16 protein-coding genes are annotated in these 26238 nt (G+C 29.2%); 11 read left to right on the top strand and 5 right to left on the bottom strand.

The window, feature by feature from the left end:
• Position 1 precedes the first annotated feature (1 nt).
• From BMY86_RS11155 to BMY86_RS11110, 10 genes are read left to right on the top strand one after another with little or no spacing between them, the layout of a single operon-like run.
• Positions 2 to 1045, top strand: a complete 1044-nt coding sequence (locus BMY86_RS11155) for a glycosyltransferase (protein ID WP_091469276.1) — start codon at positions 2 to 4, stop codon at positions 1043 to 1045.
• Complete coding sequence (locus BMY86_RS11150) at positions 1038 to 2183, top strand: lipopolysaccharide biosynthesis protein (RefSeq protein WP_091469272.1); 1146 nt, start codon at positions 1038 to 1040, stop codon at positions 2181 to 2183. Before BMY86_RS11155 ends, BMY86_RS11150 begins: the two co-directional genes overlap by 8 nt.
• A complete protein-coding gene (locus BMY86_RS11145; protein WP_091469269.1) occupies positions 2170 to 3621 on the top strand; it encodes an aryl-sulfate sulfotransferase in 1452 nt (483 codons plus the stop codon). Before BMY86_RS11150 ends, BMY86_RS11145 begins: the two co-directional genes overlap by 14 nt.
• The gene (locus BMY86_RS11140; protein ID WP_091469266.1) at positions 3621 to 4700 is read left to right on the top strand and encodes a radical SAM protein; all 1080 of its coding nucleotides are present in this window, start codon (positions 3621 to 3623) and stop codon (positions 4698 to 4700) included. Before BMY86_RS11145 ends, BMY86_RS11140 begins: the two co-directional genes overlap by 1 nt.
• A gap of 1 nt (position 4701) precedes the next feature.
• Positions 4702 to 6222 (top strand): B12-binding domain-containing radical SAM protein, encoded by a 1521-nt coding sequence (locus BMY86_RS11135; RefSeq protein ID WP_091469264.1) that lies wholly within the window; start codon positions 4702 to 4704, stop codon positions 6220 to 6222.
• 8 nt (positions 6223 to 6230) lie between these two features.
• On the top strand, positions 6231 to 6890 hold the full coding sequence (locus BMY86_RS11130; protein ID WP_091469260.1) for a methyltransferase: 660 nt from the start codon (positions 6231 to 6233) through the stop codon (positions 6888 to 6890).
• 43 nt (positions 6891 to 6933) lie between these two features.
• Complete coding sequence (locus tag BMY86_RS11125) at positions 6934 to 8244, top strand: serine hydrolase domain-containing protein (RefSeq protein WP_091469257.1); 1311 nt, start codon at positions 6934 to 6936, stop codon at positions 8242 to 8244.
• Between the two features lie 34 nt (positions 8245 to 8278).
• Positions 8279 to 9394: a lipid-A-disaccharide synthase gene (lpxB, locus tag BMY86_RS11120; RefSeq protein WP_091469254.1), complete on the top strand. Its 1116-nt coding sequence runs from the start codon at positions 8279 to 8281 to the stop codon at positions 9392 to 9394.
• Between the two features lie 37 nt (positions 9395 to 9431).
• Positions 9432 to 10103, top strand: coding sequence for a C40 family peptidase (locus BMY86_RS11115; RefSeq protein WP_091469252.1), 672 nt, complete (start codon positions 9432 to 9434; stop codon positions 10101 to 10103).
• 6 nt (positions 10104 to 10109) lie between these two features.
• Positions 10110 to 12119, top strand: coding sequence for a ComEC/Rec2 family competence protein (locus tag BMY86_RS11110; protein ID WP_091469249.1), 2010 nt, complete (start codon positions 10110 to 10112; stop codon positions 12117 to 12119).
• 6 nt (positions 12120 to 12125) lie between these two features.
• Here the strand turns inward: BMY86_RS11110 and BMY86_RS11105 are convergent, their stop codons facing one another.
• From BMY86_RS11105 to BMY86_RS11085, 5 genes are all read right to left on the bottom strand, one after another.
• Positions 12126 to 12587: a thioredoxin family protein gene (locus tag BMY86_RS11105; RefSeq protein WP_091469245.1), complete on the bottom strand. Its 462-nt coding sequence runs from the start codon at positions 12585 to 12587 to the stop codon at positions 12126 to 12128.
• 56 nt (positions 12588 to 12643) lie between these two features.
• Entirely contained in the window at positions 12644 to 14137 is a 1494-nt protein-coding gene (locus BMY86_RS11100) for a peptide MFS transporter (RefSeq protein ID WP_091469244.1), read from the bottom strand.
• 1 nt (position 14138) lies between these two features.
• On the bottom strand, positions 14139 to 15797 hold the full coding sequence (locus tag BMY86_RS11095; RefSeq protein ID WP_091469242.1) for a peptide MFS transporter: 1659 nt from the start codon (positions 15795 to 15797) through the stop codon (positions 14139 to 14141).
• A gap of 78 nt (positions 15798 to 15875) precedes the next feature.
• Positions 15876 to 17405: a peptide MFS transporter gene (locus BMY86_RS11090; protein ID WP_091469239.1), complete on the bottom strand. Its 1530-nt coding sequence runs from the start codon at positions 17403 to 17405 to the stop codon at positions 15876 to 15878.
• Positions 17406 to 17438: 33 nt separating this feature from the next.
• Positions 17439 to 19610 (bottom strand): S9 family peptidase, encoded by a 2172-nt coding sequence (locus BMY86_RS11085; RefSeq protein ID WP_091469236.1) that lies wholly within the window; start codon positions 19608 to 19610, stop codon positions 17439 to 17441.
• Positions 19611 to 19734: 124 nt separating this feature from the next.
• On the opposite strand from BMY86_RS11085, the gene BMY86_RS11080 reads away from it, so the two are divergent.
• Complete coding sequence (locus BMY86_RS11080; RefSeq protein WP_143065655.1) at positions 19735 to 26217, top strand: PAS domain S-box protein; 6483 nt, start codon at positions 19735 to 19737, stop codon at positions 26215 to 26217.
• The last annotated feature ends 21 nt before the right edge of the window (positions 26218 to 26238 follow it).

The following is a 26238-nucleotide window of genomic DNA, read 5'->3' as shown; positions in this document are numbered from 1 at the left end:
TTTGAGCTTCAATTTAAAACATATCGTCTTTTTAACACCTGGTTTTGCTCAAAATGAATCGGATACTACTACTATTCCTGCTCTTCAAGAATATATTTTTGCTTTAAAAAAAGAGCTACCTGAATTACAAATTACGATTATTGCTTTTCAATTTCCATACACTAAAAAAAAGTATAATTGGCATAATTGCAATGTCATCCCTTTAAATGGAAAAAACAAAAAACTCAAAAAAATTCAAATTTGGAATGCTGCTTTTCAAATATTAAAAAAACTAAATGCAGAACTTCCAATATCAATATTGCATAGTTTTTGGTTAGGCGAATGTGCTTTTGTAGGGAATTTATTTTCAAACAAATACAACATAAAACACATTTGCACACTGATGGGTCGAGATGTAAAAAAGAAGAATTTATATTCGAAATTGCTTCCCGTACAGAACATGAAGCTGATTTGTTTAAGTAGCTTTCAACAACAACATTTTTTTAAAAATTATTTGTTGCAACCGGATATTATTTCTTGGGGAATTAGCAAAACAAAATTTTCTAAAACGAAAACAAAAACCATTGATATTATTGGCGTTGGTTCTTTAATTCCATTAAAAAATTACGAACTTTTTATAGAAGTTATTTTTGAATTATATAAAAGTACACCAATTAGAGCACAACTTATTGGAGAAGGAATTGAAAAAGAAAAACTACAAGAAAAAATAAAAAATTTAAATCTGGAAAACACTATAACTTTCACTGGTTTATTGCCTTATCAAGAAACGTTAGAACAAGTATCAAAGGCAAAAGTATTATTACACACTAGCAGTTTTGAAAGTTTCGGAATGATTTTTCCTGAAGCCATAGAAAGTAATACTTTAATTGTTTCTAAAAATGTTGGTTGTGTAGTTCCTACAGAAAATTGGCTACTTGCTGAAACTAAAGAAGAAATGATTTCTGCTTGTAAAAAAGCATTGTCAATTTCTTTTTCAGAAAATTTCAATAATCCGTTTACGATTGAAAAAACAGTAGAAAACTATTTAAAAGTATACCATGAATAGATTTTTACAACTTTTCTTTAGTATTTTAAAATTGGTTTCTTTACCACTTTTTAATTTTTCAATTCTATTTTTTGGAATTAAGTTTTATGGAAAAGAGAATTGGGGAACATTCATTTCTCTTTCAATTTGGATTTACTTATTAGCGTTTCTAGCAAAATGGTCGGGTCAAAACTACTTGATTAAAGAATTAACTAAAAACACTTCCAATTATCTATCGGTATTTTATTCTAATTTAATTGAAAGAAGTGTATTGCTACTTCCAAGTTTTTCTTTGTTTGCTTTTTATCCTATCACAATTTCGGTATATTCAATTTTAGCTATACTACTCATTTTCATTTACAATAGTTATGAGATTTTAGTTGTGTATAAACAGAAACTCGAATTACAATTTATTGCTGAAATTGTCGGAATGATCATTCTTTTCATTGGATTTTATTTTAATCCACATTTTGAATTATCTACTATTTTATTACTTTTTTGCTTTAGTTTTCTAATTAAAAATCTAATTTTATTTGGCTTTTTAAAATTGAATTTCAAAATTGTATCATTAAATTTTTCATTTCAAAATCTTTACAAAACCTTACCATTTTTTTTAATTGGGTTTAGTGGTTGGTTAGCTTCAAAATGCGATATTTATGTAGTTAATTATTTTTTCTCGAAAAAGGAATTATCTGAATATCAAATATTAATGAATTGTTTCATTATTCTTCAATCCATTCCTGCTTATTTAGTTTTACCCATCAACAAACACTTATTTCGATTACCAGAATTTTCAATTTCGAAAATTAAATCGAAAATTCTTCTGCTTACTCTTCCAATTATTAGTGTTGCTACATTATCAATATGGATTTTTTTAAAAAATGCGCTACAAATTGAATTCTCTATATTCATCTATTTATTTGCTGCATTATCAACTATACCTACTTTTATTTATACGATTGACATTTTACAATTTTATCGAAAAGAAAAAGAAAAAATTATAATGCAATATAGTTTCATCATCGTTATTTTGAATATAATTTTAGCGTTTTTCTTCATTCCACACTTTAGAATTTTAGGTGTTGTAATTTCTGTATGTATTTCACAATGGTTATATTTGTTACTAATATTAAAAGAAAATAAAAATGAAAAGCTTTAACGTTTTGCTTTTAATTTTTAGTTCCATTTTATTTATTTCTTGTTCTGAAGAGGACTTAAAAATAGATAATACCATTTCTTCTTTGCATGTTTCAACAGGAGAACTTTATCCTGCTTTTAATCCAGCAGTGAAAGATTATTACATTACTTCTTTAAACACTTTAAATTTAATTGACATTACTATTGATAATTTCGATTCTCAAAAAGTAATTTACATTAACAATCAGAAAGTAATTTCTAATATTACTAGCATTCAATTACAACCTGGCGATGACATTGTTATAAAATCGTATAATGAAAATGCCGAAGCGATAATTTATACAATTCATTACATGCCTTCAGACATGCCAGCTATAAATGTTATCACTAAAAACAATCCTTCTGATGGTTATATTTTAATCAATCAATTTCATTTATCGAATACCAATCCTAATCCAACCAATTATATTGCTATTTTAAATAACGATGGTTTTCCGGTTTATTATAAAAAATCAAACAATCAAATTATCAATTTCAAATATTTTGAAACGAATAGTGGTCAAAAAAGATTTTCCTATAACGATCATACTTTAGGAAAAATCATAATTATGAATGAAAAATTTGAGGAAATTAATCAACTCGAATTGTTACCAAACAACAATCATGGATACATTAGAACCGACAATCATGATTGTATTTATTTTGATGACAATCATTATATTTTACCCGCATATGTTTATCGTCCTGGAGTAGACATGACAGCATATGGCGGATCGAATTCGGTTGAATTAGTCGATTTTGTTTTTCAAGAAATTATAAACGGACAAGTTATATTCGAATGGAATTCGGCAGATTTTCCAGAATTTTTACAACATACCGATCCCATTTATTACCAACAATTTACTACGAATCCGAGAGTTGATTATTTTCATTTTAATTCAATAAATATTGATCCAATTGACAATAATTTTATTGTTTCGGCTCGACATACGAATCAAATTATTAAAATCAACAGAACCAACGGACAAATTATGTGGCGCTTTGGTGGTAGCAATAGCGATTTCTACTTAACGGGAAACAATATAATTTCACATCCACATCATGCTACGATTTTAAGTAATGGAAATTTATTGCTTTTTGATAATGGTGTAACGAAAAACCCAAAACAATCTAGATTGGTAGAATTTGATATTGATGAAACAAATTTTAATGCAACAATTGCAAAAGGATATACCGAAACCGGAAGATATTTCGACATCATGGGTTCAGCTCAAAAACTAAGCAATGGCAATTATTTTATAGGTTGGGGTGGCAATGTTACTTCTCAAGTTAATGCAAATAAATCAGACATTACGGAAATAAATTCGAATGGAAATATTGTATTGGATATGAGTTTTAGTAATTACCCAAATTCTTTTACCTATTCGTATAGAGCTTTAAAATATAATATCAATTTTTAATGATTAATACTATACTAAAAAAAGTAAACCAAAAAGTTTTACCCAAAAACTATTTTTTCTCACCAGATTGGATTGTTTTGGGTGTAAATAATGTTTGTAATTTACATTGCAAAATGTGTGATGTTGGAACCAAAACTTTAGATACAAATTTTGCTCAAAATCTTATTGGTACTCATCCATTAAATATGCCTTTAGAGTTGATTAAGAAAATTATTGATCAAATGGCGCTTTATTATCCAAATTCAAAATTAGGTTATGCTTTTACTGAACCACTTGTTTATCCTCATTTACAAGAATCATTAGAATATGCAAAAAATAAAAAAATAAAAACCACAATTACAACAAATGCATTAACTTTAAAACAAAATGCGTCAAAACTAATAAATGGCGGTTTATCTGATTTATTTATTTCATTAGATGGTCCACAAGAAATTCATAATGAAATAAGAGGACACACTAAATCTTTTCAAAAAGCTGTTGATGGAATTGAAGAAATTTTACGAATTAATCCAAAACAATCCATTTCTGTATTTTGTGTGATAACAGAATGGAACATTGGTTTTTTAGAAGAATTTGTAAGATTTTTTAAAGGTTTCCCTTTAAAACAAATTGGATTTATGCACACGAATTTCACCACTCAATCCATTGCAGATTCTCATAATTTAATTTGGAAGTCAAAATATGAAGCAACAGCTTCAAATATTGAAGAAATTAATATTGACAATTATAATTTAGATTTGCTTTGGGAAGAAATAAACACAATAAAAAAAGTAAAAAATAATTTCCCAATAAGTTTTTCACCTGAAATTGAAAGCAAAGAGAAACTTTTTGAATTTTACTTGAAACCAGAGAAAAAAATTGGAAAAATTTGTAATGATGTTTTCTCAAATATCATGATAAAATCTGATGGAAGTGTAATTCCTGCTCACGGAAGATGTTACAATTTAACTTTAGGGAATTTGTATTCTGAAAACCTAAAACAAATTTGGAATTCAACTGTTTTGAATAATTTTAGGGAAGATTTAATTAATAACGGCGGACAATTGCCAGCCTGTAGTAGATGTTGTAGTGCATTTTAAAATGAAAGGAAAAATTATCATATTCAACCCACGAAGCGCTAACAGCAAACATCGAATTCCCAATTCAATTTTGCAAGTGGGTGCATCTATTCATGGAAAATTCGAATATGTTTTTGTAGATGGAAATTTAGAAAAAAATCCATGGGTAACTATTGAATGTTATTTAAAAACTGGTGAATATAAATATTTTGGTTCAACCGTAATGCCCGGACCGCAATTGCGTCAAGCGATTCCATTTACCAAAAAAATTAAAGAACTATTTCCAGAAACTATTACGGTTTGGGGCGGTTATTTCGCATCCAATCAATACAACGTTTGTTTACAATCTGGTTATGTAGATTATATAATAAACGGACCTGGCGACAATACATTTCCTGAACTTTTAAAAGCTTTAGAAAGTAATAATTTAGAGCAATTACCTTCTATCAAAAACCTGATTTTCAAAAATGAAGATGGACAAATTATTAAAAATTGTGTAGAAGCTTTATTGGATCAAGATACTTTACCAAAATTCCCGTACGAATATTTAAATACGTTTTATCCCGTTCGAAATTATTTAGCCAAAACCTTTATGGGAAATAAAACCTTGTCGTATCATTCGAGTATGGGTTGTCCGTTTTCTTGTTCCTTTTGTGCAGTAGTTCCTATTTACAATGCGAAATGGAAAGGCATGTCGGCGAATCGTATTTATGAAGATGTGAAATATTTCAAATCCAACTATAACATTGATGCCATTGAATTTCACGATAATAATTTTTTCACATCTAAAAAACGCGTCTTAGAATTTTCAGAACTCATTATAAATGACAACATCAGTTATTGGGGAGAAGGCAGAATTGATACTATCAATATGTATTCGGATGAGGAATTAAAGCTGATGCGAAAAGCCGGCTGCAAAATGATTTTTTTAGGTGCAGAAACAGGTAATGATGCCGTTTTAAAACAAATGAATAAAGGCGGAACGCAAACCGGACAAATGATTAAAGATTTTGTATTGCGTATGAAAAACGCCGACATTGTTCCGGAATTGTCATTTGTATTAGGAATGCCTGCGCCTACTGAAAAAGAAGTGTACGATCAAATTTTATGGGATATAAATTTCATTAAAGAAATCAAAACCATCAATCCGAATGCAGAAATTATCATCTATTTGTTTAGTCCGGTTCCAACAGAAGGTTCCGAATTGTACCAACAAATTTTAGAGGCTGGTTTTCATTTTCCAGAACAATTAGAAGATTGGATTTCGCCAAGTTGGGAAAATTTCGATTTGAGAAAAAACCCGTTAACGCCTTGGCTAAAACCCTATATGATTGATACGATTAAAAACTTTGAAACTGTTTTAAACGGATATTATCCAACGGCTTCCGATTTCAGAATAAAAGGATACAAAAAAACAATTTTAAAAACCATTTCAAGTGTGAGATATAAAACAGGTTTTTATCATTTCCCATATGAAATTAAGGCGTTGCATAAATTATGGAAATACCGTCAACCAGAAATTGAAGGTTTTTATTCAGAATAGTTTTCAAAATGAGAAAATTTATAAAAAAAATAACGCATCCTTTTTTAAAACTTGGTTTGAAATTATACTATTACAAACCAAGAACGTTTTGCTATGATGGCATTTGTATCAAAGTTCATCCAGATGTGTTTCCGCCTCATTTAACATTTAGTACAAAAATACTTTTAAGCTTTATAAAAGATTTCGACCTTAAAGATAAAACCTTTTTAGAATTAGGCTGTGGAAGCGGCATTATTTCCTTATTCGCAACCCAAAAAGGTGCAAAAGTTTTTGCAACAGATATTAATAAAAAGGCCTTATTCTATCTTGAGAAAAACGCCACTAAACTTAATTTAGAATTATCCATTTTAGAATCGGATTTATTTGAAAATCTACAACACAAAACCTTCGATTATATCCTTATTAATCCGCCATACTATCCTAAAAAAGCAAAAAACACAAAAGAAAAAGCTTGGTTTTGCGGTGAACATTTCGAGTATTTTGAAAAATTATTTACAGAATTACCTACATTTATAAATGACCGTAATTTTTGTTACATGATTTTGTCGGAAGATTGCGAAATTGAAAAAATCAAAAATATCGGAACAATAAATGGTCTAAAATTTGAGTTAATTATTGAAAAAATAATTTTTAAAGAACGTAATTTTGTATTTCAACTTAAAAAGTAACATTTTTATAATTTAATCAACTAATAAATAAAACAAGTTAAGCATGAAAAAATATCTTTCTATTTTATTTCTTTTACTTTCATTTACAACATTTGCGCAAGACAAACGTTTAGCAAAAATTGATAGTTTATTAACTTATTTATTTGACAACGATAAATTTATGGGTTCACTTTGCATTCGTCAGGGTGATGAAGTTGTGTTTAATGAACAATATGGATATTTAGACGCCACTAAAGGAATTAAAGCCAATAGAGGAACAAAATATAAAATTGGTTCTATTACGAAAACGTTTACGGCAACCATGATTATGCAATTAGTGGATGAAAAAAAGATTTTATTGACTACAAAATTGAATAAATATTTCCCAAAAATTGACAATGCAGATAAAATTACCATTGAACATTTATTATACCAAAGAACTGGAATAAAAGATTACGCCAATGCAGACCCAACATTATTTGACGTTTCAGGAAAACCAAATATTAAAGAATTAGTTTTAAAGAAAATTGAAAATTATACTTCGTTATTTGAACCGGATTCAAAACATGAATATAGCAACTCAAACTATTTTATTTTAGGATTGATTCTTGAAAAAGTTACCAAAAAAACCTATGCTGAAAATTTAAAGAGCAGAATTACAGGTAAATTGTATTTAAAAAACACATACTATACTTCAGAGAAAACGAACATATCAAATCGAGAAAGTTATTCATATATGTTTAGTGGTGAAAACTGGGTAAAAAATGATGAATGGGATAATGATATCGCTTTTGCTTCGGGCGGAATCATTTCAAATCCGGAAGATTTAACGAAATTCAATAGAGAACTTTTTAAAGGAACTTTAGTCACTCCAGCTTCATTAGAATTGATGAAAACTTTGAAAGACACTTACGGAATGGCGTTAATTCGTTTCCCTTTTGGAGAACGAAAATTTTACGGTCACAACGGTAAAATTGAAGGTTTCGAATCGACAATGGGTTATTACGACAAAGACGACATGACGATTTCGTTAATTGTGAATGGCGAAAATTATAGTCAGAACGACATCATGATTGGAATTTTAAGCATCTATTATAAATTGCCGTATCCTTTTCCAAATTTCAACAAATTAGATGCCGAATTAATTAAAAAATATGTGGGTGATTATACTTCAAAAGACATTCCATTAGAAATAAAAGTGTTTGAAAAAGATGGTAATTTATTAGCACAAGCTACGGGTCAACCTAGTTTTCAATTGACTTATTCTACAGATACTGTTTTTGTTTTCGCACAAGCGGGAATTGAAATCGATTTTGGAAACAATAGTTTTGTATTGAAACAAGGTGGCGCGAAATTTAATTATACGAAAAAATAGAAAAAGCCTATCTTAGCCAAAATTATTACAACAAATGAAATATTACATCATAGCTGGCGAAGCTTCGGGCGATTTACACGGTTCCAACTTAATGAAAGCCATTTTAGCGAAAGATCCAACTGCCGAAATTCGTTTTTGGGGTGGCGATTTAATGCAAAATGTGGGTGGAACTTTAGTTAAACACTATCGCGATTTAGCTTTTATGGGTTTTGCTGAAGTAGTGATGAATTTACGTACCATTTTAGGCAATATTTCATTTTGTAAAAAAGACATTTTGTTGTTCCGACCAGATACGATTATTTACATTGATTATCCTGGTTTCAATATGCGAATAGCAAAATGGGCGAAACCATTAGGTTTTCAAAATCAGTATTATATTTCTCCTCAAATTTGGGCTTGGAAAGAAGGAAGAATCAAAGACATCAAACGAGATGTGGATAAAATGTATGTTATTCTTCCGTTTGAAAAAGATTTTTACGAGAAAAAACATCATTTCCCAGTTGAATTTGTGGGTCATCCATTAATTGATGCCATTTCAAATAGAGAAAAAACATCATTTGAAACATTCACAGCGGAAAATAAGTTATCCAACAAGCCAATCATTGCTTTATTACCTGGAAGCAGAAAACAAGAAATTGAAAAAATGCTTTCGATTATGTTATCGGTTGTAGATAAATTCTCCGAGTATCAATTTGTAATCGCTGGTGCTCCGAGTCAGGAATATGCTTTTTACCAGCAATTTCTAACTACAGAAAATGTCAACTTTGTTAGCAATAAAACCTACGATTTACTAAGTGTTTCACATGCCGCTTTAGTGACTTCTGGAACGGCGACATTAGAAACGGCGTTGTTTAAAGTGCCGCAAATTGTGTGTTATAAGGCTAACCGAATTTCTTATGAGATTGCCAAACGCATCATTACGTTGAAATTTATTTCATTGGTGAATCTGATCATGGACAAAGAAGTGGTAAAAGAATTAATTCAGAATGAATTGAATACCAAAAATTTAGAATCGGAATTAAACAAGATACTTTCGGGTACTCAAAGAGAAGAAATGTTAACTAATTATAGCATTTTAGAACAAAAATTAGGTGGTAATGGCGCAAGTCAAAAAACCGCTGAATGGATAATAAAATCAATAAAAAAATAATTTTGTAAATTCGCAGCCATAAAAACAAGAAAAAAAATTGAAAAATTCTATTTATATATTTTTACTAACTATCTTTTTATATAGTTGTAAATCAGTTCAAAAGCCCACAATTATTACGTCAAAGAACGAAGCAGTAAAAGTTGGCGCCTATTCCTTTACAGAAAAACAAGGATTAGACAAACCTACAAAACCTACTAAAAAAGAATTAAGAGCCCTTGAAAAAGCGAAGCAAAAAGCGCGTCATGATTCTATTGAAAAATCTAAAATAAAAGTAGTTGTAGACGAAGAAACACCACATGATTTTACCCCAACTTTTGAAGTTTCAGATTATATTAAAGAACAAATTTTAAACGTTGCGGCAGAAAATTTAGGTTCACCGTATCGTGGTGGCGGAACTACTCCAGCCGGATTTGATTGTTCTGGATTTGTAAATTATACCTTAACACAATTTGACATTGAATTACCAAGAAGTTCAGCAGAAATGTCGCGCGTAGGTAAAAGAATTTTAAAAAGTGAAGCCAAAGCAGGCGATTTAATTTTCTTTAATACGAGTGGTGGTGGCGTTAGCCATGTTGGTATAGTTACTGAAAATGCAGATGGTGTTATTAAATTCATACATTCTTCAACCAGTAGCGGTGTAATTTACTCTTCTACTGCAGAAAACTATTACGCAAGAACTTTTGTTGGTGTAAATAGAATCTTAGAATAAAAAACCATGAATTTTATTAAGTTCCCTATAGTTCCCATACTTTTTGGGCTTTTAATTGGAATTTTAACACAGAATTTCCTAAAATTAACTTTAATTGAGATTGGTATTAGCATAGGAATAAGTGTTATAGGATTTTTATTGTTTTATTTCTATAATCAGAAAAGAAAAAAACACAATCATTTATTTACTGTTTTCACTTTCACATTGAGTATAAGCTTCGGAATATTTTCTTCTTTTTCGAATAATGAAAGCAATTCCAACAAACATTTTTCTAATTTTATTTTAGAAAAGAATATCATTCAAGGACTTGTAATAGAGAAGTTAAAACCGACTAAATATTACAATAAATTCATCATTAAAACCAATGGAATAAATTCTAATAACTGTATTGGAAAAATCATTTGTTATATTCCTAAAGAACTAAATAAAAACATAGAAGTCGGTAATCAAATCAAACTTTTTAAAACACCACAATTACTACAAGAGAATTTTAATCCGAATCAATTTAATTATTCCAACTACTTAAACAAACAGAATGTTTTTCATGAAATTAAAGTGAAAGATTCCGAAAAAGTTATTATTAGAAGTAGTTCTAATGGGTACACTTTTATCAATATTTTCAAATCGAAGTTACTAAACAGTTATCCGATAGAAAGTTTCAAAAAAGACAATTACAATCTATTAATGGCGTTGTTATTTGGCGAAAAAACCGAATTATCTAAAGATTTAAGCAACAATTATGCAAATGCCGGAATAATACACATTTTAGCTATTTCAGGCTTGCATATCGCTTTAATTTACGGCATCATACTTTGGCTTACCAAACCTTTACAAAAATTAAGAAAAGGAAAAATTTCAATATTTATTATTTCTTTAAGCATTTTATGGTTTTATGCATTGTTAGCTGGTTTTTCAGCTTCAATTGTTCGAGCGGTAGTGATGTTTTCTATTATTGCACTAGCAAAAGTTTTAAACCGACAAAATAATGTTTACAACTCACTAGCGCTTTCTGCATTTGTTTTGCTATTGATCAATCCAAATTATGTGTTCGACATTGGGTTTCAATTGAGTTTTGCAGCGGTATTAAGTATTGTAATTTTTCAACCACTAGTTCGAAAATACAGTTATTCGAAATATTATCTAATTAGAGAAACTAAATCTCTTTTACTCATTTCATTAGTCGCTCAAATTGGGGTATTGCCTTTAACTTTATATTATTTCGGACAATTTCCATTGTTATTTTTAGTGGCAAATGTTGTTGCGATTCCACTTTCTAGTGTTATTTTAATTTTAGGTTTGATTTTAATTCCGCTGAATTTTTTACTACCTCAAATTGCAATTAAAGTATCAATCTTCGTAAATTATTTAATAGAAGTAATGAATAAATTTACGACTTGGATAGTTCAGTTTGAATCCTTTATCATAAAAAATATAGCTTTTCATGAAGTATTAGTTTTTTTAATGTATTTGATAATTGCAAGCTTTATTTATTTCGCATATTTTCCAAAAATTAAAAATATGAAACCAATTTTGGCAACAGTTATTGTGTTTCAATTTGGCTACTTTTATTTAACAATTCGAGAAGAAAATAATGATGAATTTGTGATTTTCAACATTATGAAATCCAATCTTTTTGTGGAAACTAAAAATAATGCATCGGTTTTTTACACCAATAATATTGAAAATTCAAAAACAACAATTGATGCCTACATACGAGGTAAATTTGTAAAAAACTATAAAGTTGAATCACTTAAAAACGCATATGCTTTTAAGAAAAAAATATTGTGTATTGACAGTATTGGCATTTATAAAACAACTGAAAAACCCGAGGTTGTAATACTGACTAATTCGCCAAAGATAAATTTAAATCGATTGATTTCAGATTTAAATCCAAAACAAATAATTGCAGATGGTTCCAACTTTAAAAGTTATGTAAAATTATGGAAAGAAACATGTGTAAAAGAAAAAATCCCTTTCCATGCTACAGCCGAAAAAGGATTTTATATTATAAATTAATTGCTATTAATTTTTTGGCAGTAAGGCAGTTGCATTATTTATCCAATTAGTAGCAGATTTATCATATCCTAAAGAACCTAAACCTTGTAAGTCGATTTTATTCCCTTCTCCTTTAACTGGATTAACAAACCAAACCGTTGGATAACCTCTTACGCTAAACATTTGTGCTAATTGAGCATTTTGTGCTTTTAAAGTTTCATCTTGTGCTTTAGTTCTAGGAAAATCTAATTCAACTAATATTACATTTTTTGTAGCCCATGTAGCAAATTCAGAAGTCTTTAAAACATCTTTTTGCAATTTGATACACCAACCACACCAATCAGATCCAGTAAAAAATAACAACAAAGGCTTTTTTTCTTTTAAAGAAAGTTCTGCTGCTTTATACATATCTGTGTGCCAATTTAATTCTTGAGCTTGAGCTACAAATCCGCTTATTAAAAATACGAATAGTACGATTATTTTTTTCATAAGTAGTAATCTATAAATATTTTACAAATATATTCAAATATTATGCCTAAAATCAATTATTTAACTTCTTGCATTAATTTTTTCATTAAGGGCACAAAAACAATTAACAATACACCAGCAATTACAGCGTATAATGCAAAATCTTTGTAACCTTGAGCATAAATTATTAGTTTATCTAAATTGGTTGCTTTTTTATCTGGAGTAATACTAGCACCAAATAATCCAGCTACATATTGTCCGTATGCACTGGCTAAAAACCACATTCCCATCATAAAACCTTGTAAACGATAAGGTGATAATTTAGTCATTAAGGATAAACCAATTGGTGATAAGAACAATTCTGCAAAAGTTACGATAAAATAAGCGAATGCAAATATGTTTAACGATCCTTTACCGGAAGCATCAGCAGTTAAACTAATCGAATAAAACGTATAAAACGCTAATCCTAAAAGTAAAAAAGCCAATCCGAATTTTAGAACAGAATTCGGTTCTAATTTACGTTCCGACAATTTGATAAATAAAATTCCGACAATTGGAGCAAAAATAATAACGAATAAAGAGTTAATAGAATTATTAACTGCATTTGGATCGATACTAAAACCTAATAGGTTATCATGTAAGTTTTCGGCAGCAAATAAACTTAACGATCCACCAGCTTGTTCGAAAATAGCCCAAAAAACAACTGAAAATAATATGAAAAACAAGGCTGCAAATAATTTTTTATTTTCTGAAGCAGTGTTTTTAGTCATTTCATAAAACAAATAAATCAAACTGAAAGGACCAATAAAAAACATAAAATAATCGGTGTAATCCGTATTGGAAACCATTTTAATGATTAACGGAATGGCCGCCAATGTTCCTATATAAATCGCAATTTGCTTATATTTATTTTCTTTAATTGATGTATCAATTGGCGAACTTCCAATTGGACCTAAATTTCTTTTGGTAAAAATAAAATTCACCAAACTAATTAACATCATTAAAGCGGCAAATCCGAAAGCAACATTCCAACGTAAATGTTCAGGAATATAATCGGATAACATGGTTCCTTTTCCAACAGAAATAACAAATCCGCCAAAAAAAGCACCTAAATTTATTCCAGAATAAAATAATAAAAACCCAGCATCCGTTCTTCTATCGCCATCTTTGTATAACTGACCAACCATTGAAGAAATGTTCGGTTTAAAAAAACCGGTTCCTACAATATTGAAGGCTAACCCTAAAAAGAAAAATTCTTTGGGATTGATAGCTAAAAGTGTACTTCCAACAATCATTAACATTCCACCCCAAAACAAGGAACGTCTGAAACCTAAAAACTTATCGGCAAATAAACCTCCAATAAATGTAAAAGCATAAACAAAAGCTTGTGTTGCGCCATATTGCAATTGTGCCGTTTTTTCATCCATTAAAAGATGGTAAACCATAAAATAAGTAAGCATCCCACGCATGGCATAAAAGCTGAATCTTTCCCACATTTCGGAAAAAAACAAGCCCCAAATTTGTTTAGGGTACGTGCCTTTAAAGTCTTGAATTTCTTCTATTGATTGCATATTAATTGATTCCGTGATCTTTCATTACTTTATTTAAATTCTTCACTAAGGCAAACATTAAAACAGTTGCAAACATCAGTAATCCGAAATTTACCCAAAAGAAATCTGCTTTATCATCATAAGTATCCCACATACTTGCTAAGACACCTGATAATTTATTTCCGATAGAAGTTGATAAGAACCAACCTCCCATCATCAAAGCCGTAATATTTTTTGGTGATAATTTAGAAACTATTGATAATCCCATTGGACTTAAAAATAATTCTCCAATAGTGATGATACCATAATTGGCAACTAACCACCAAACGGAAACTTTTTCAGATCCGTTATTTCCAATTTGAACTGCAGCCACCATTACTAAAACCGATAAAGCTGAAATTAATAATCCAAATGCAATTTTTGTTGGCGTTGATGGTTCTTTCTTTCTGCTTCTTAAAAAAGTAAAGAATGCTACAACTAATGGCGTTAAAAGAATAACCCAACCTGGATTGATTGATTGACTTAAGTTCGTAGCCCATAAAGAAACTTTAGAACCTTCTTGTGGCTTTAATTCTTCTTTTACGTTTCTAAAATATAAAGGATAATTTACTTCTTTTTTAATTTCTCCATTTTCTTTTTGAAGTCGGAAATTTGCATCATAAAGTTCTACGGTATCCTTTTTATATTCTACTTCTTTGGCTAATTTAAGTTTATCAAATAATACTTGAGAAGTTCCTGTCATTTCTCTATCTGTATATCGATCTGCCCAAGTTGTTAATGCTGAACCATTCAATTTAAATACAGCCCAGAATAAAATTACAACGGCGAAAATAGATAATAACGCACCGATTGATCTTTTATCTTCTGCTTTCGCTTTGAAATATAAACTACCGTAAAAATACACAACTGGAATACAAGCAAAAATAAAGGCATCCGTACTATCAGAACCAAAAATGGCACAATCAGTATTTACATCAGAAGCCACACCTTTAATTAACCAACCAATAATTCCGAAAACTACTGATGGTACTAAAATATAAAGTACAATTTTAGAGAAAGGCATATCTCCTTCTTGAATACCTTTTTTCTCTGTTTTATTTCCATAGTGTTTTGTCCCTAAAAGAAACACAACAACACCAATAAACATTCCTAAACCAGCTGCCATAAAAGCATATTGCCAACCTAATAAAATTTGCAAGGCTGCACCAAAGAAATTACAAACAAAGGCACCCACATTAATTCCCATATAGAAAATATTGTATCCTTCGTCTTTTTTGGCTTTGTATTGATCTTCATTATAGAAATTACCTAATAAAGTGGAAATATTTGGTTTGAAGAATCCATTACCCACAATTACTAAAGTCATAGCAATATATAGCATTGGTAAACTATGAATACCCATCATGAAATATCCGGCACCCATCATGATTCCACCAATAACAATTGATTTTTTATACCCTAAATATCTATCGGCAACTAAACCACCAATGAAAGGTGTTAAAAATACTAGTGCAATAAAAGTTCCGTATAAATCTGAAGCTTCTTTCTCCGTCATGGCGAAACCGGCTTCAACATCTTTTAGATATAAAGTAAAAATACCAATCATTAAGTAATATCCGAAACGTTCCCACATTTCAGATAAAAATAAATAAGGCAATGCTTTTGGGTGTGATTTCCACATAATTATGTTGTTTTAGTGATAATAAAAAAAGCCTGTAACGTTAATTACAGGCTTGAAAGATATGAATTTTTTTAAAAATTATCTGTTTTCTACTTCTAAATCGATTCCTTCTTTAGGTTCAACGTGATCGTTATGCATTCTTTTTTCTAACCAAGAACTTAGTACAAATAAAATTGCAGCAGCAGCACCTGACATAATGATAAACAATACGAAAAACTCATATAAATTTGTGATTTGAAACCCAACAAAGCTAGTTGCTCCTCCTGTTCCATCTTCACCACCTGGAATCAATGCAGATAATGTACCTGCAAATTTATTGGCAGCAGCATTTGCTAAAAACCAAGTTCCCATCATTAAAGATGATAAACGTAAAGGTGCTAATTTAGAAACCATTGATAATCCGATTGGAGATAAACATAATTCTCCAATTGTATGAATTACATACAATCCAATTAACCACCACATTGAAACTTTTTCACCTAATCCTAAACCTTTAACAGCAATAGCGATTACAACATATCCCATAGCCACTAAACCTAAACCAATTGCCATTTTTTTAGGCGAAGATGGCTCTAATTTTCTAGCATATAAAAACCCCCAAACCATTGTCATAATTGGCGCTAGAGAAATTACAGCTAAAGGATTTACTGATTGAAAGTAAGAAGCTGGCATTTCCCAACCAAAAAGAGTTCTTTCTGTTTGTCTGTCTGCAAATAAAGTTAATGAAGCTCCAGCTTGTTCAAATGCTCCCCAAAAGAAGATTACGAAAAAGGCAAGAATAAAAATAACTGTAATTCTTTGCGTTTCAATTTTAGTTAAACTTTTATCACTAAAAATTAAAATTGGCATTGCTACCATCGCACCATAAATGAAGTAGCTAATAATATCGATATCACTTTTGAACATTTGTTTGAAGTTCAACATGAAAAATATTATAGCAATTGAACCAACAATCATTCCGATACTTTTAGGATCTAATTTTTTAACTGGTAATCCAATGTGTTTTCCTTCCTCAGAAATAAGATATTTTTTCTGACCAAAAATAAACGCTACTAATCCAATTAACATTCCAACACCTGCTGCTAAAAATCCCCATTTGAAATCCATAGAACCACAAACTAATGGCGAGAAGAATGCTCCTAAGTTAATACCCATGTAGAAAATAGTAAAAGCACTATCAATTCTTCTATCGTTAGCTGGATATAATTGACCAACCATTGTTGAAATATTTGGTTTAAAGAATCCATTACCGATGATAATTGCAGTAAGTCCCATCCACATTAATGAAACTCCACCTTCTGCACCAACTGAAGCACTAAAAAACATAAAGAATTGTCCGATTGCCATTAGCAATCCACCGATTACAATACTTCTTCTGTTTCCTAAAAATTTGTCACATAAATAACCTCCTAAAAGCGGTGTTAAATATACCAAACCAGTATAACTTCCGTATATTTCTGACGCATCTGCATCTTTCATTAATAAAACTTTCGTCATGAATAGAATGAAGATTGCTCTCATTCCATAGTAACTAAATCTTTCCCACATTTCAGTGAAAAACAAAAAGTATAGTCCTTTAGGATGTCCTTTCTTTACTGTTTCGCTCATATTAATTTAAATTTATTTGTAATTTGGTTAGTGTTATAATTTTTCTAAAATAAAGTTGGTCATTTTCGTGTACAATTGTAAACGCGTTTTTCCACCATATATTCCGTGATTTTTATCTGGATAAATAGCCCAATCAAACTGTTTGTTAGCTTGTACTAATGCTTCCACCATTTTCATCGTATTTTGAACATGTACATTATCATCAGCCGTTCCATGAATTAATAAAAAGTTTCCTTTTAATTTACTAACATGTGAAATTGGCGAATTGTTATCATATCCACTTGCATTTTCTTGTGGTGTTTGCATGTATCTTTCAGTATAAATACTATCGTAATATCTCCAAGAAGTTACAGGCGCAACTGCAATTGCTGTTTTGAATACATCAGCCCCTTGGAAAATACAATTTGAAGCCATAAAACCTCCAAAAGACCAACCAAAAATACCAATTCTAGATTTGTCGATATATGTATAATTACCAAATACTTTCGCAGCATCAATTTGATCTTCTACTTCATATTTTCCTAACTCTTTTTGAGTACATTTTTTAAATTCTGCACCTTTAAAACCAGTTCCTCTTCCGTCAACACAAGCCACAATATAGCCTTTTTGAGCCAACATCATAAACCAGTAATCATCTGTTGCATTCCAAGCATTATCAACTTGTTGAGAACCTGGACCAGAATATTGGAACATAAATAAAGGATATTTCTTTTTCGGATCGAAATCTTTAGGTTTGATCATCCATGTATTTAAAACATGTCCTTTTTCTGTAGTAATTGTTGAAAATTCTTTTGGAGACACATTGTATTTCGCTAATTTTTCTTCAACTGCTTCATTTGATTGAATTTTTTTCAATTCTTTTGAAGTTTTAGAATCGTTTAAAGAATAATAGGGTGCTGAAGTAGCACTAGAATACGTATTGATAAAATATTGGAAGTTCGGACTAAACGTAGCGTTGTTGGTTCCTGTTTTCAGAGTTAATCTCTTTTTTGATTTTCCATCAATTGAAATCGAATACACATCTCTATTGATTGAACCATTTTCAACCGATTGGTAATAAATGGTTTTATTTTTTTCGTCGAAACCATAATAAGCGGTTACTTCCCACTTCCCTTTGGTTACTTGGTTTTTTAATTTACCTGATTTATCATAGTAATAAATATGATTGAATCCGTCTTTTTCAGATGTCCAAATAAAACTATTATCTTTCAAGAACGTTAAGTTATCCGTAACATCAACATATGCCTTATCTTTTTCGTTTAAAACGACTTTTTTAGCACCCGAATTTCCATCGATAAATAATAAATCTAAATTATCTTGATGACGGTTTAACACTTGAGCACTTAACACATTCGCATCATTTGTCCATTTTAAACGAGCAATATAAAAATCGTTATAATTGCTTAAATTAATTTGTTGAGTTTTAGCTGCATTTACATCATAAATATGTAAAGAAACCTCAGCATTTTTTTCTCCAGCTTTAGGGTATTTAAAAACCGTTTGAGTAGGATACAATCCTTGGTTATACATATCCATTGAAAATTCTGGAACATTAGATTCATCAAAACGAATGTATCCAATTTTAGTTCCATCTGCATTCCAATCGAAAGCACGAACAAATGCAAATTCTTCTTCGTATACCCAATCTGTAATACCATTAATTACAGCATTTTTCTTCCCATCATCTGTAATTTGTGTTTCTCTATTTAAAAGTAAATCGAAAACATATAAATTATTTTCAAAGGCATAAGCAACTTTGTTTCCATTTGGTGAAAATGTTGGTTCTTGAATAGCTTTTCCTGTGAATTTTGTTAATTTTTTAGTTGTTAAATCATACACAAAATAATTGGCTGTGAAGGAATGTCTGAAAATTTGCTCAGAATTAGTGGCGATTAAAATTTTCTTTTCAGCTTTATCAAAAGTATAACTGTCAATTGATTCTAATTCTTTGTGATTTTTAGTATCGATTAATGTTGAAACTTTGTTTAAAGTTGCGTAATCAAACAAGTCAATTTGAAAAGAATTTGTACTTCTATCGTAATTCAACACAGTATACTGATTAGTATTCTTCATGGCATTCAATTCATCCATGCCTTTTGTTCTGAAAGCGCCGCCCCAAATCTCTTCTAACGTCAGTTTTTGTTGAGCAACAGCTGTAAATGAAGTAATTAGTAATAATACTAATAATTGTACTTTATTTTTCATGTAAATTTTTTATAAAAAACTTCCAATTTTAGTGAAAATTTGCGACATAGCCATAAAAAAATCTGATATTTTGAATTTTAACATTTTTTTCATAAATTTATCAGTTCAACCCTTATACCGATTAATGCAAAAATTATACAAATACATTTTTATAATTTATTTGGTTTTTTTTGTTGAAAGTACAATTGCCCAACAATTAAAATTCGACATAATAAATCATGAAAAAGGCCTCTACACGTCTTCTATAAATAAACTTTACAAAGATAGTAGAGGATTATTATGGATTTGTGGCGATGGTGCAGGATTGTTTCGTTATAATGGTACCGATTTTAAAAACTACAATAAAGCTGGAAGGTTTGAAAATCTTTTTATTAAAGATATTATAGAAAACAAAAACAAACAACTTGTTATTTCTTCCAACTATTTGGGAATTCTATTTTTTGAAGGTAATAACTTTTTTAAAATCACAAAATTAGAATCCGATAAAAAAACACCTCATTCTCATGTGTCTAAATTTGCCAAAAATAGCACAGGAATATATGGCTTTAGCACTCATAACATTTATTTTATAGACGACAACAATAATGTTAAAAGCATTAAAAACATTAGCAACTTAGAATTAACAAACATTACCTCTGCCGAAACTATTAATGATTATTTAATTGTAATTGGAACCAACAAAGGCACATATATTTATAATACAGAATACAATCAAATTAGTTATTTCGATTTTAAAAGCAATGAAGTTGTTCTATGTAAAGGCAACAACAACTCTGTAATTGTTGGAGATAATTATGGAAACATCTACCAATTAAATTTTTCCAACAACAACATTGTTACAAAAGAACTTTTAGTAAAAATTAATACTAAAAGTGGAGCGGATTTTAAAATTACTAATATTCTTCAAAACCCTAATGGAAACATATGGTTTACTGGAACTAAAGAAGATGGAATTGGCGTTTGGTATTACAATAAAAACTATGTTATCATTAATGAAAAAAATGGATTGCCGAAAGCAAAATACACTACGCTTTTGTCGGACAATGGTGTTTTAAATGTTGGAACTTCTTCAATTGGCTTTTTTCAATTTGGAAAACAAAATTTCATTAAATTTAATACAACTGAGCAGTTAAACAACAGTAATATTTACAACATTCAAGGAATTGACAATAAACTTTATACAAACATTCCGTCTGTTGGAGTTTTAGAATTTGACAACACCGATTTTTATAATCTGAAATACATCAAAACGATTCCAAACATTAAAAAAACTCTTTCTCTAATAAAAAACCACAATAACAAATTAGTAGCCATAAATGAAGAAGGTGTTTTTGAATTTAACGGATCTATTTTTCAGAAAAAATTTAGCGGATTTTCTAAAACAATTTTACAAACTAAAGAGAATAATTATTTTGTTGGCACAACAAATGGATTGTATGTTTTAGATGAAAATTTTAAACAAATACATCATTTTTCCGACAAAAAAAACGGCATTACACAGTTCAATGCCATTTTACATCATTCAAAAAACCATTATATAGTTGCCACAAATAAAGGAGTTTATTTTTATGAATACAAAAACAACACTTTTACTGTACTAAAAAAAATATCTAATTTATTTACCTTTCTCTATTGCAAAGACAAGTATAATACAGTTTGGTTTTCTACATCAAAAGCAGTTATTTCAATAAACAACAATTTAGAAGTAAAAACTTTTGATACCAATGATAATTTATCTTCCACTTTAATTTACACTTTAAACACGCATGAAGATTATTTATACATTGGAACCAATAAAGGAATAGATAAAATTGAAATTGCTAAAGACGGTAACATCAAAAAAATTGAAGTATTAAATTCAAGCAATGGATTTGACGGATATGAAACCAATTATAATTCTGGTTATGTAGATGAAAATGGAAATATTTATTTTGGAACCATTGATGGATTATACAAAATGATTTCTTATTCAAACAAAAAAGAAAGCATTAAAAACAACATCAACATTACTTCTCTTTCAATATTAAACAAAGATTATATTAACAAAAAATATTGGTTCAATTTACCTCAAAACGATCATGAATTTGAAAGCAACGAAAACTTTTTAACTTTTAAATTTGGGCAAAATTCAGGGTTAATAAATAAAAACATTTTCTATTCTTATAAACTAGAAAATTACGACAAAAACTGGAGCAAAGCTAGAATTAGTAACGAAGTTACTTTTAGCAATTTATCTCCAGGATATTACACTTTAAAAGTTAGAGAAGTTGATGCGTTTTCTAATCCAATTGGAATTTACACTTCCTATTCATTTTCAATAAAAGAACCGTTTTATAGTACTTGGTGGTTTTTTGCCATAACAATCATGGTTATTGGAGGATTTTTAAATTTCGTATTTCAAAAATCACTTAAGTATAACAAAGAATTTATAAAAACACTGTCAGACAATAATTTCATTGAATACAAAAGAAATTATCTGTTGTATTTTGGAATTTTAATTATCATTACAGGTATATTTTATTATTCATTAAACATTGTCAATGACAATGATTTAATTGGACGAATAATTTTCGGAACTTCTTGTATATTACTTTATTTTTTAAGTGGTTATCCTATCATTTTAAAGAATTTGAAATACATTTTTATTTCTTATTTTGTACTCTTAACTGCATTATATTTCCAACGATTAACATTAAACACAATTCCGACATATATTATAGTTGAATTTCTTTTAATCTTATTCTTTTCCTTTAATGTATTTGACAAATTCAAATCATATATACTGTTTGCCGTAATCATTATACTCGGAATTTTATCTTTATTCTTTTATTATAAAGTTAATAGAGACATTTATCTTTTATTAGTTATTGCAAATTGTATTATTCTAATTATTAACTTTTCGAGAAGAGCTTATTTATTAAACACAACGGAACGATTAATTTTTACAAACAACATTATCAACCAATCGAATTCAATTACATTAGCTTGTGATAATTTAGGAAATGTAAAATTTTGCAGTGAATCTATAACCAAAATATTAGGTTTTACACCAGAAGAAGTTTTAGGCAAAGAATTTTGGAAACTTACTGAAGACGATGAATTTACACCACAAGACTACAATTTAATTTTCAAGCCCAACACCATCTATGTTAGAAAATTAAAAACCAAAAACAACGAAATTAAATACATACAATGGAGTGATACACAATACAGTGAGAATTTATTTATTGCTTCTGGATATGACGTGACAAAAAAAATTGAGGTTGAAAGACAATATCAAAACTTAGTTCAATTTGCTTCAGATATTATTTATGAATTAGATAAATATGGTAACTATGTGTTCATTAATCAATATACTGAAACTTTATTAGGATATAAATCGGAAGAAATATTAGGTAAAAATTTCAAATTTTTAATTGCACAAGAATATATCGATAAAGTTGTCAGTCATTATGCGGATATTCCAAAAGATAAAAACAATTTTGATCCGATTGAATTCCCTATTTATAAAAAAGATGGCGAACTTTTATGGTTGTCTCAAAACACATCTATTAAAAGAGATTTGAATGGAAAAATAATCGGTTTTTCTGCTATCGCGAGAGATATATCAATAACAAAAAAATTAGAACAACAAGAAACCTTACGACAAGAACGAATCAATCGATTGAATTCTGTTTCTAATAAATTAGCGACTTTAAATTTCTTAAAATTTAATACTTCAGCAGAATTAATTGAACACATTACTAAAGAAGCCTCAATTGGTTTAGAAATCGATCGTGTGAGTTTATGGTACAATTACGATGACTATATCGATTTAACGAATATTTACGTAAAGAGTGAAGACAAACATTATAGCGATTTAAGATTATTCAAAAAAGATTTTCCTCGTTATTTTGAAATCATTGAAAACGAACCGATATTATTATCTGTTGACACTCAAAACGACTCAAAAACTATTGAATTCCATAAAGAATATTTCAAAAAATTCGACATCCGTTCGTTATTGGATATTCCATTATACATTTCTGGTCAATTAGTAGCCATCACTTGCTTTGAAGCCACTAAAGAAATTAAAAAATGGTCGGAAGAAGAAATCAATTTTGCCAGAACGGTTTCAGATATTATCACTTTGGCATTAGAAACTACAAAAAGGAAAAAAGCGGAAAAGCAAATTATTTATAAAAGTAATCTGTTAACATCCATTACAAAAACAACTGAATCACTGCTTCAAACAACAGAAATTGAAAAAATATTTGAAAATTCATTGCGATTTGTTGGAGAGGCTACCAAAGTAGATCGTGTGTATTATTTCAACAATAATGTAGAAACAAATCAATTTAGTCAACTTTATGAATGGACTAGTGAAGAAAGTTTAAAAGAAATTGATAATCCACAATTACAAAATATACCGCATGATTTATTTCCAGAATTCATGGAAGTTATCATAAAAAACAAACCTTACATGTCTATTGTAAAAGATATTCCTGAAGGTGCTTTTAAAACTATTTTACAAGAACAATCAATATTATCTATTCTTATTTTACCTATTTTCATTAAAAAGGTATTTTATGGGTTTTTAGGTTTTGATGATTGTACAGCAGAACGCGAATGGAGTGCCGATGAAATAAACATTCTTCAAACGTTAACCAATAATATTTCGGTTACAATTGACCGAATTCAAAGTGAAAATTCTATTCGAGAAAGTGAAGAAAAATTTAAACTTTTAGCGAATAATATTCCGGCAACTGTTTATCTTATTAAAGAAGACGAACATCGAAATATCATTTTCATAAACGATGAAATTGAAGTTTTAACCGGTTATAAAAAACATGAAATCATTAATTCGGATTTCCATATTTATAATTTATATCATCCTGACGATAAGAAAAATGCGATTAAAATTATTCAGGAAGCAATAAAAAACAATAAACCATATAAAATTACTTGTAGAATTGTCAAAAAAGACGGAAGTATTGTTTGGATTGAAGAATACGGAGAAGGAATTTTAAAAGATGGTAAAGTCGAATATTTAGAAGGCGTATTAATTGATATTACAGAACGTAAACAAGCTGAAAAAGCTATTATTGAAAAAGAACTAGCGGTAGCTTCTAACAAATCTAAATCAGAATTCTTGGCGAATATGAGTCACGAAATTCGTACGCCATTAAACGGAATAATTGGTTTCAGTCAGTTACTTTTAAATACAAAAGTGGATGTACTACAAAAAGAATATTTACAAACTGTAAATCAATCGGCAGAATCGTTATTAGATATTGTAAACGATATCTTGGATATTTCTAAAATTGAAGCCGGTAAACTTTCATTAGATACAAGAAAAACAAAACTGTACAATGTTGTTTATCAAACTATCGATTTAGTAAAATTTAATGCAGATAAGAAAAACATTGAAATCATTGTCGACATTAAAAATGATGTACCATGCGATATCTTCGTAGATGATATTCGATTAAAACAAATTCTGATTAACTTATTAAGTAACGCTGTTAAATTTACACATCAAGGTCAAATTGAATTAGTTATTTCTAATCAAACAAAAGATCAAAAAAGTAAAAAAACAAAATTAAAATTTGAAGTAATCGACACAGGAATTGGTATAAAACCAGAAAATCAAACTAAAATTTTAGATGCATTTTCACAAGAAGACACTTCTACAACTAGAAATTATGGCGGAACTGGTTTAGGACTTTCGATTACCAATAAGTTATTGAATTTAATGAAATCGAAATTAGTAATTGATAGTGAAATTAATAAAGGAAGTAATTTCCATTTCGAATTAAAAGTAGAAGCCAAATACTGTTCAACGCACAATAAAATTAAAAACCCAATCATTCAAAAAGCAATTGTTATTGATAAAAATGAAAGAACTGGTGATGTTTTAAACAAGCAATTGAATGCTTTCAACATCAAAAGCAGTTTTAGCAATACTTTTGAAAATGCTAATTTGTTCGACTTAGATGCTGTTTTCGTAGACTATGATACGATCACAAACGAACAATTAAAAAATTTATTACAAAAACAAAAAGATGAAGGATTTTATATTTTCATCATGCAACCAATTATTTCAAGTGAAGTAGAAGATTTATTATGCGATAAAGTCAAAATCATTTTAAAACCATTTAAAATAGATTCCTTACAAAACGATTTAAGCAATTTAAGAAACAGTATCAACGACATAGAAGTGATTCTTAATGATATTGAAAAAGTACCGAATTCAACAATTCAAAAAGTGTTAATTGTAGAAGACAATAAAATAAATATGCTATTGACGAAAACGTTGATTAAAAATAAAATTCCAAAAGCAATTATTTATGAAGCGGAAAACGGTAAAGAAGGCGTTGAACTTTACCAAAAACATGATCCCGACATTACTTTTATGGACATTCAAATGCCTGTAAAAAACGGCTATGAAGCTTCTGAAGAAATATTAAAAATGAATCCAAATGCGGTTATCATTGCTTTAACTGCGGGTATATTTACTGGTGAAAGAGAAAAATGTTTAGAAATTGGCATGTCTGATTTCATTGTTAAGCCACTCGACAAAGATTTATTCGAAGAAAAACTATTCAAATGGACCGAAAGAATATAAGCGCATTATTTACTACTTTTG

Origin of the sequence: Flavobacterium urocaniciphilum, assembly GCF_900110615.1 — a bacterium.
GTDB classification, from domain to species: domain Bacteria; phylum Bacteroidota; class Bacteroidia; order Flavobacteriales; family Flavobacteriaceae; genus Flavobacterium; species Flavobacterium urocaniciphilum.
Note: the sequence above shows the minus strand (reverse complement) of the source record. Positions and strands in the feature narration are given on the sequence as shown.

Bases quoted from the DNA above. Each gene is read 5' to 3' on its own strand.
- BMY86_RS11135 (WP_091469264.1), top strand. From the start codon at position 4,702: ATGAAAGGAAAAATTATCATATTCAACCCACGAAGCGCTAACAGCAAA.
- BMY86_RS11100 (WP_091469244.1), bottom strand. From the start codon at position 14,137: ATGCAATCAATAGAAGAAATTCAAGACTTTAAAGGCACGTACCCTAAA.
- BMY86_RS11095 (WP_091469242.1), bottom strand. From the start codon at position 15,797: ATGTGGAAATCACACCCAAAAGCATTGCCTTATTTATTTTTATCTGAA.
- BMY86_RS11080 (WP_143065655.1), top strand. From the start codon at position 19,735: ATGCAAAAATTATACAAATACATTTTTATAATTTATTTGGTTTTTTTT.
- BMY86_RS11140 (WP_091469266.1), top strand. From the start codon at position 3,621: ATGATTAATACTATACTAAAAAAAGTAAACCAAAAAGTTTTACCCAAA.
- BMY86_RS11090 (WP_091469239.1), bottom strand. From the start codon at position 17,405: ATGAGCGAAACAGTAAAGAAAGGACATCCTAAAGGACTATACTTTTTG.
- BMY86_RS11125 (WP_091469257.1), top strand. From the start codon at position 6,934: ATGAAAAAATATCTTTCTATTTTATTTCTTTTACTTTCATTTACAACA.
- BMY86_RS11105 (WP_091469245.1), bottom strand. From the start codon at position 12,587: ATGAAAAAAATAATCGTACTATTCGTATTTTTAATAAGCGGATTTGTA.
- BMY86_RS11130 (WP_091469260.1), top strand. From the start codon at position 6,231: ATGAGAAAATTTATAAAAAAAATAACGCATCCTTTTTTAAAACTTGGT.
- BMY86_RS11145 (WP_091469269.1), top strand. From the start codon at position 2,170: ATGAAAAGCTTTAACGTTTTGCTTTTAATTTTTAGTTCCATTTTATTT.
- BMY86_RS11150 (WP_091469272.1), top strand. From the start codon at position 1,038: ATGAATAGATTTTTACAACTTTTCTTTAGTATTTTAAAATTGGTTTCT.
- BMY86_RS11085 (WP_091469236.1), bottom strand. From the start codon at position 19,610: ATGAAAAATAAAGTACAATTATTAGTATTATTACTAATTACTTCATTT.
- lpxB (WP_091469254.1), top strand. From the start codon at position 8,279: ATGAAATATTACATCATAGCTGGCGAAGCTTCGGGCGATTTACACGGT.
- BMY86_RS11110 (WP_091469249.1), top strand. From the start codon at position 10,110: ATGAATTTTATTAAGTTCCCTATAGTTCCCATACTTTTTGGGCTTTTA.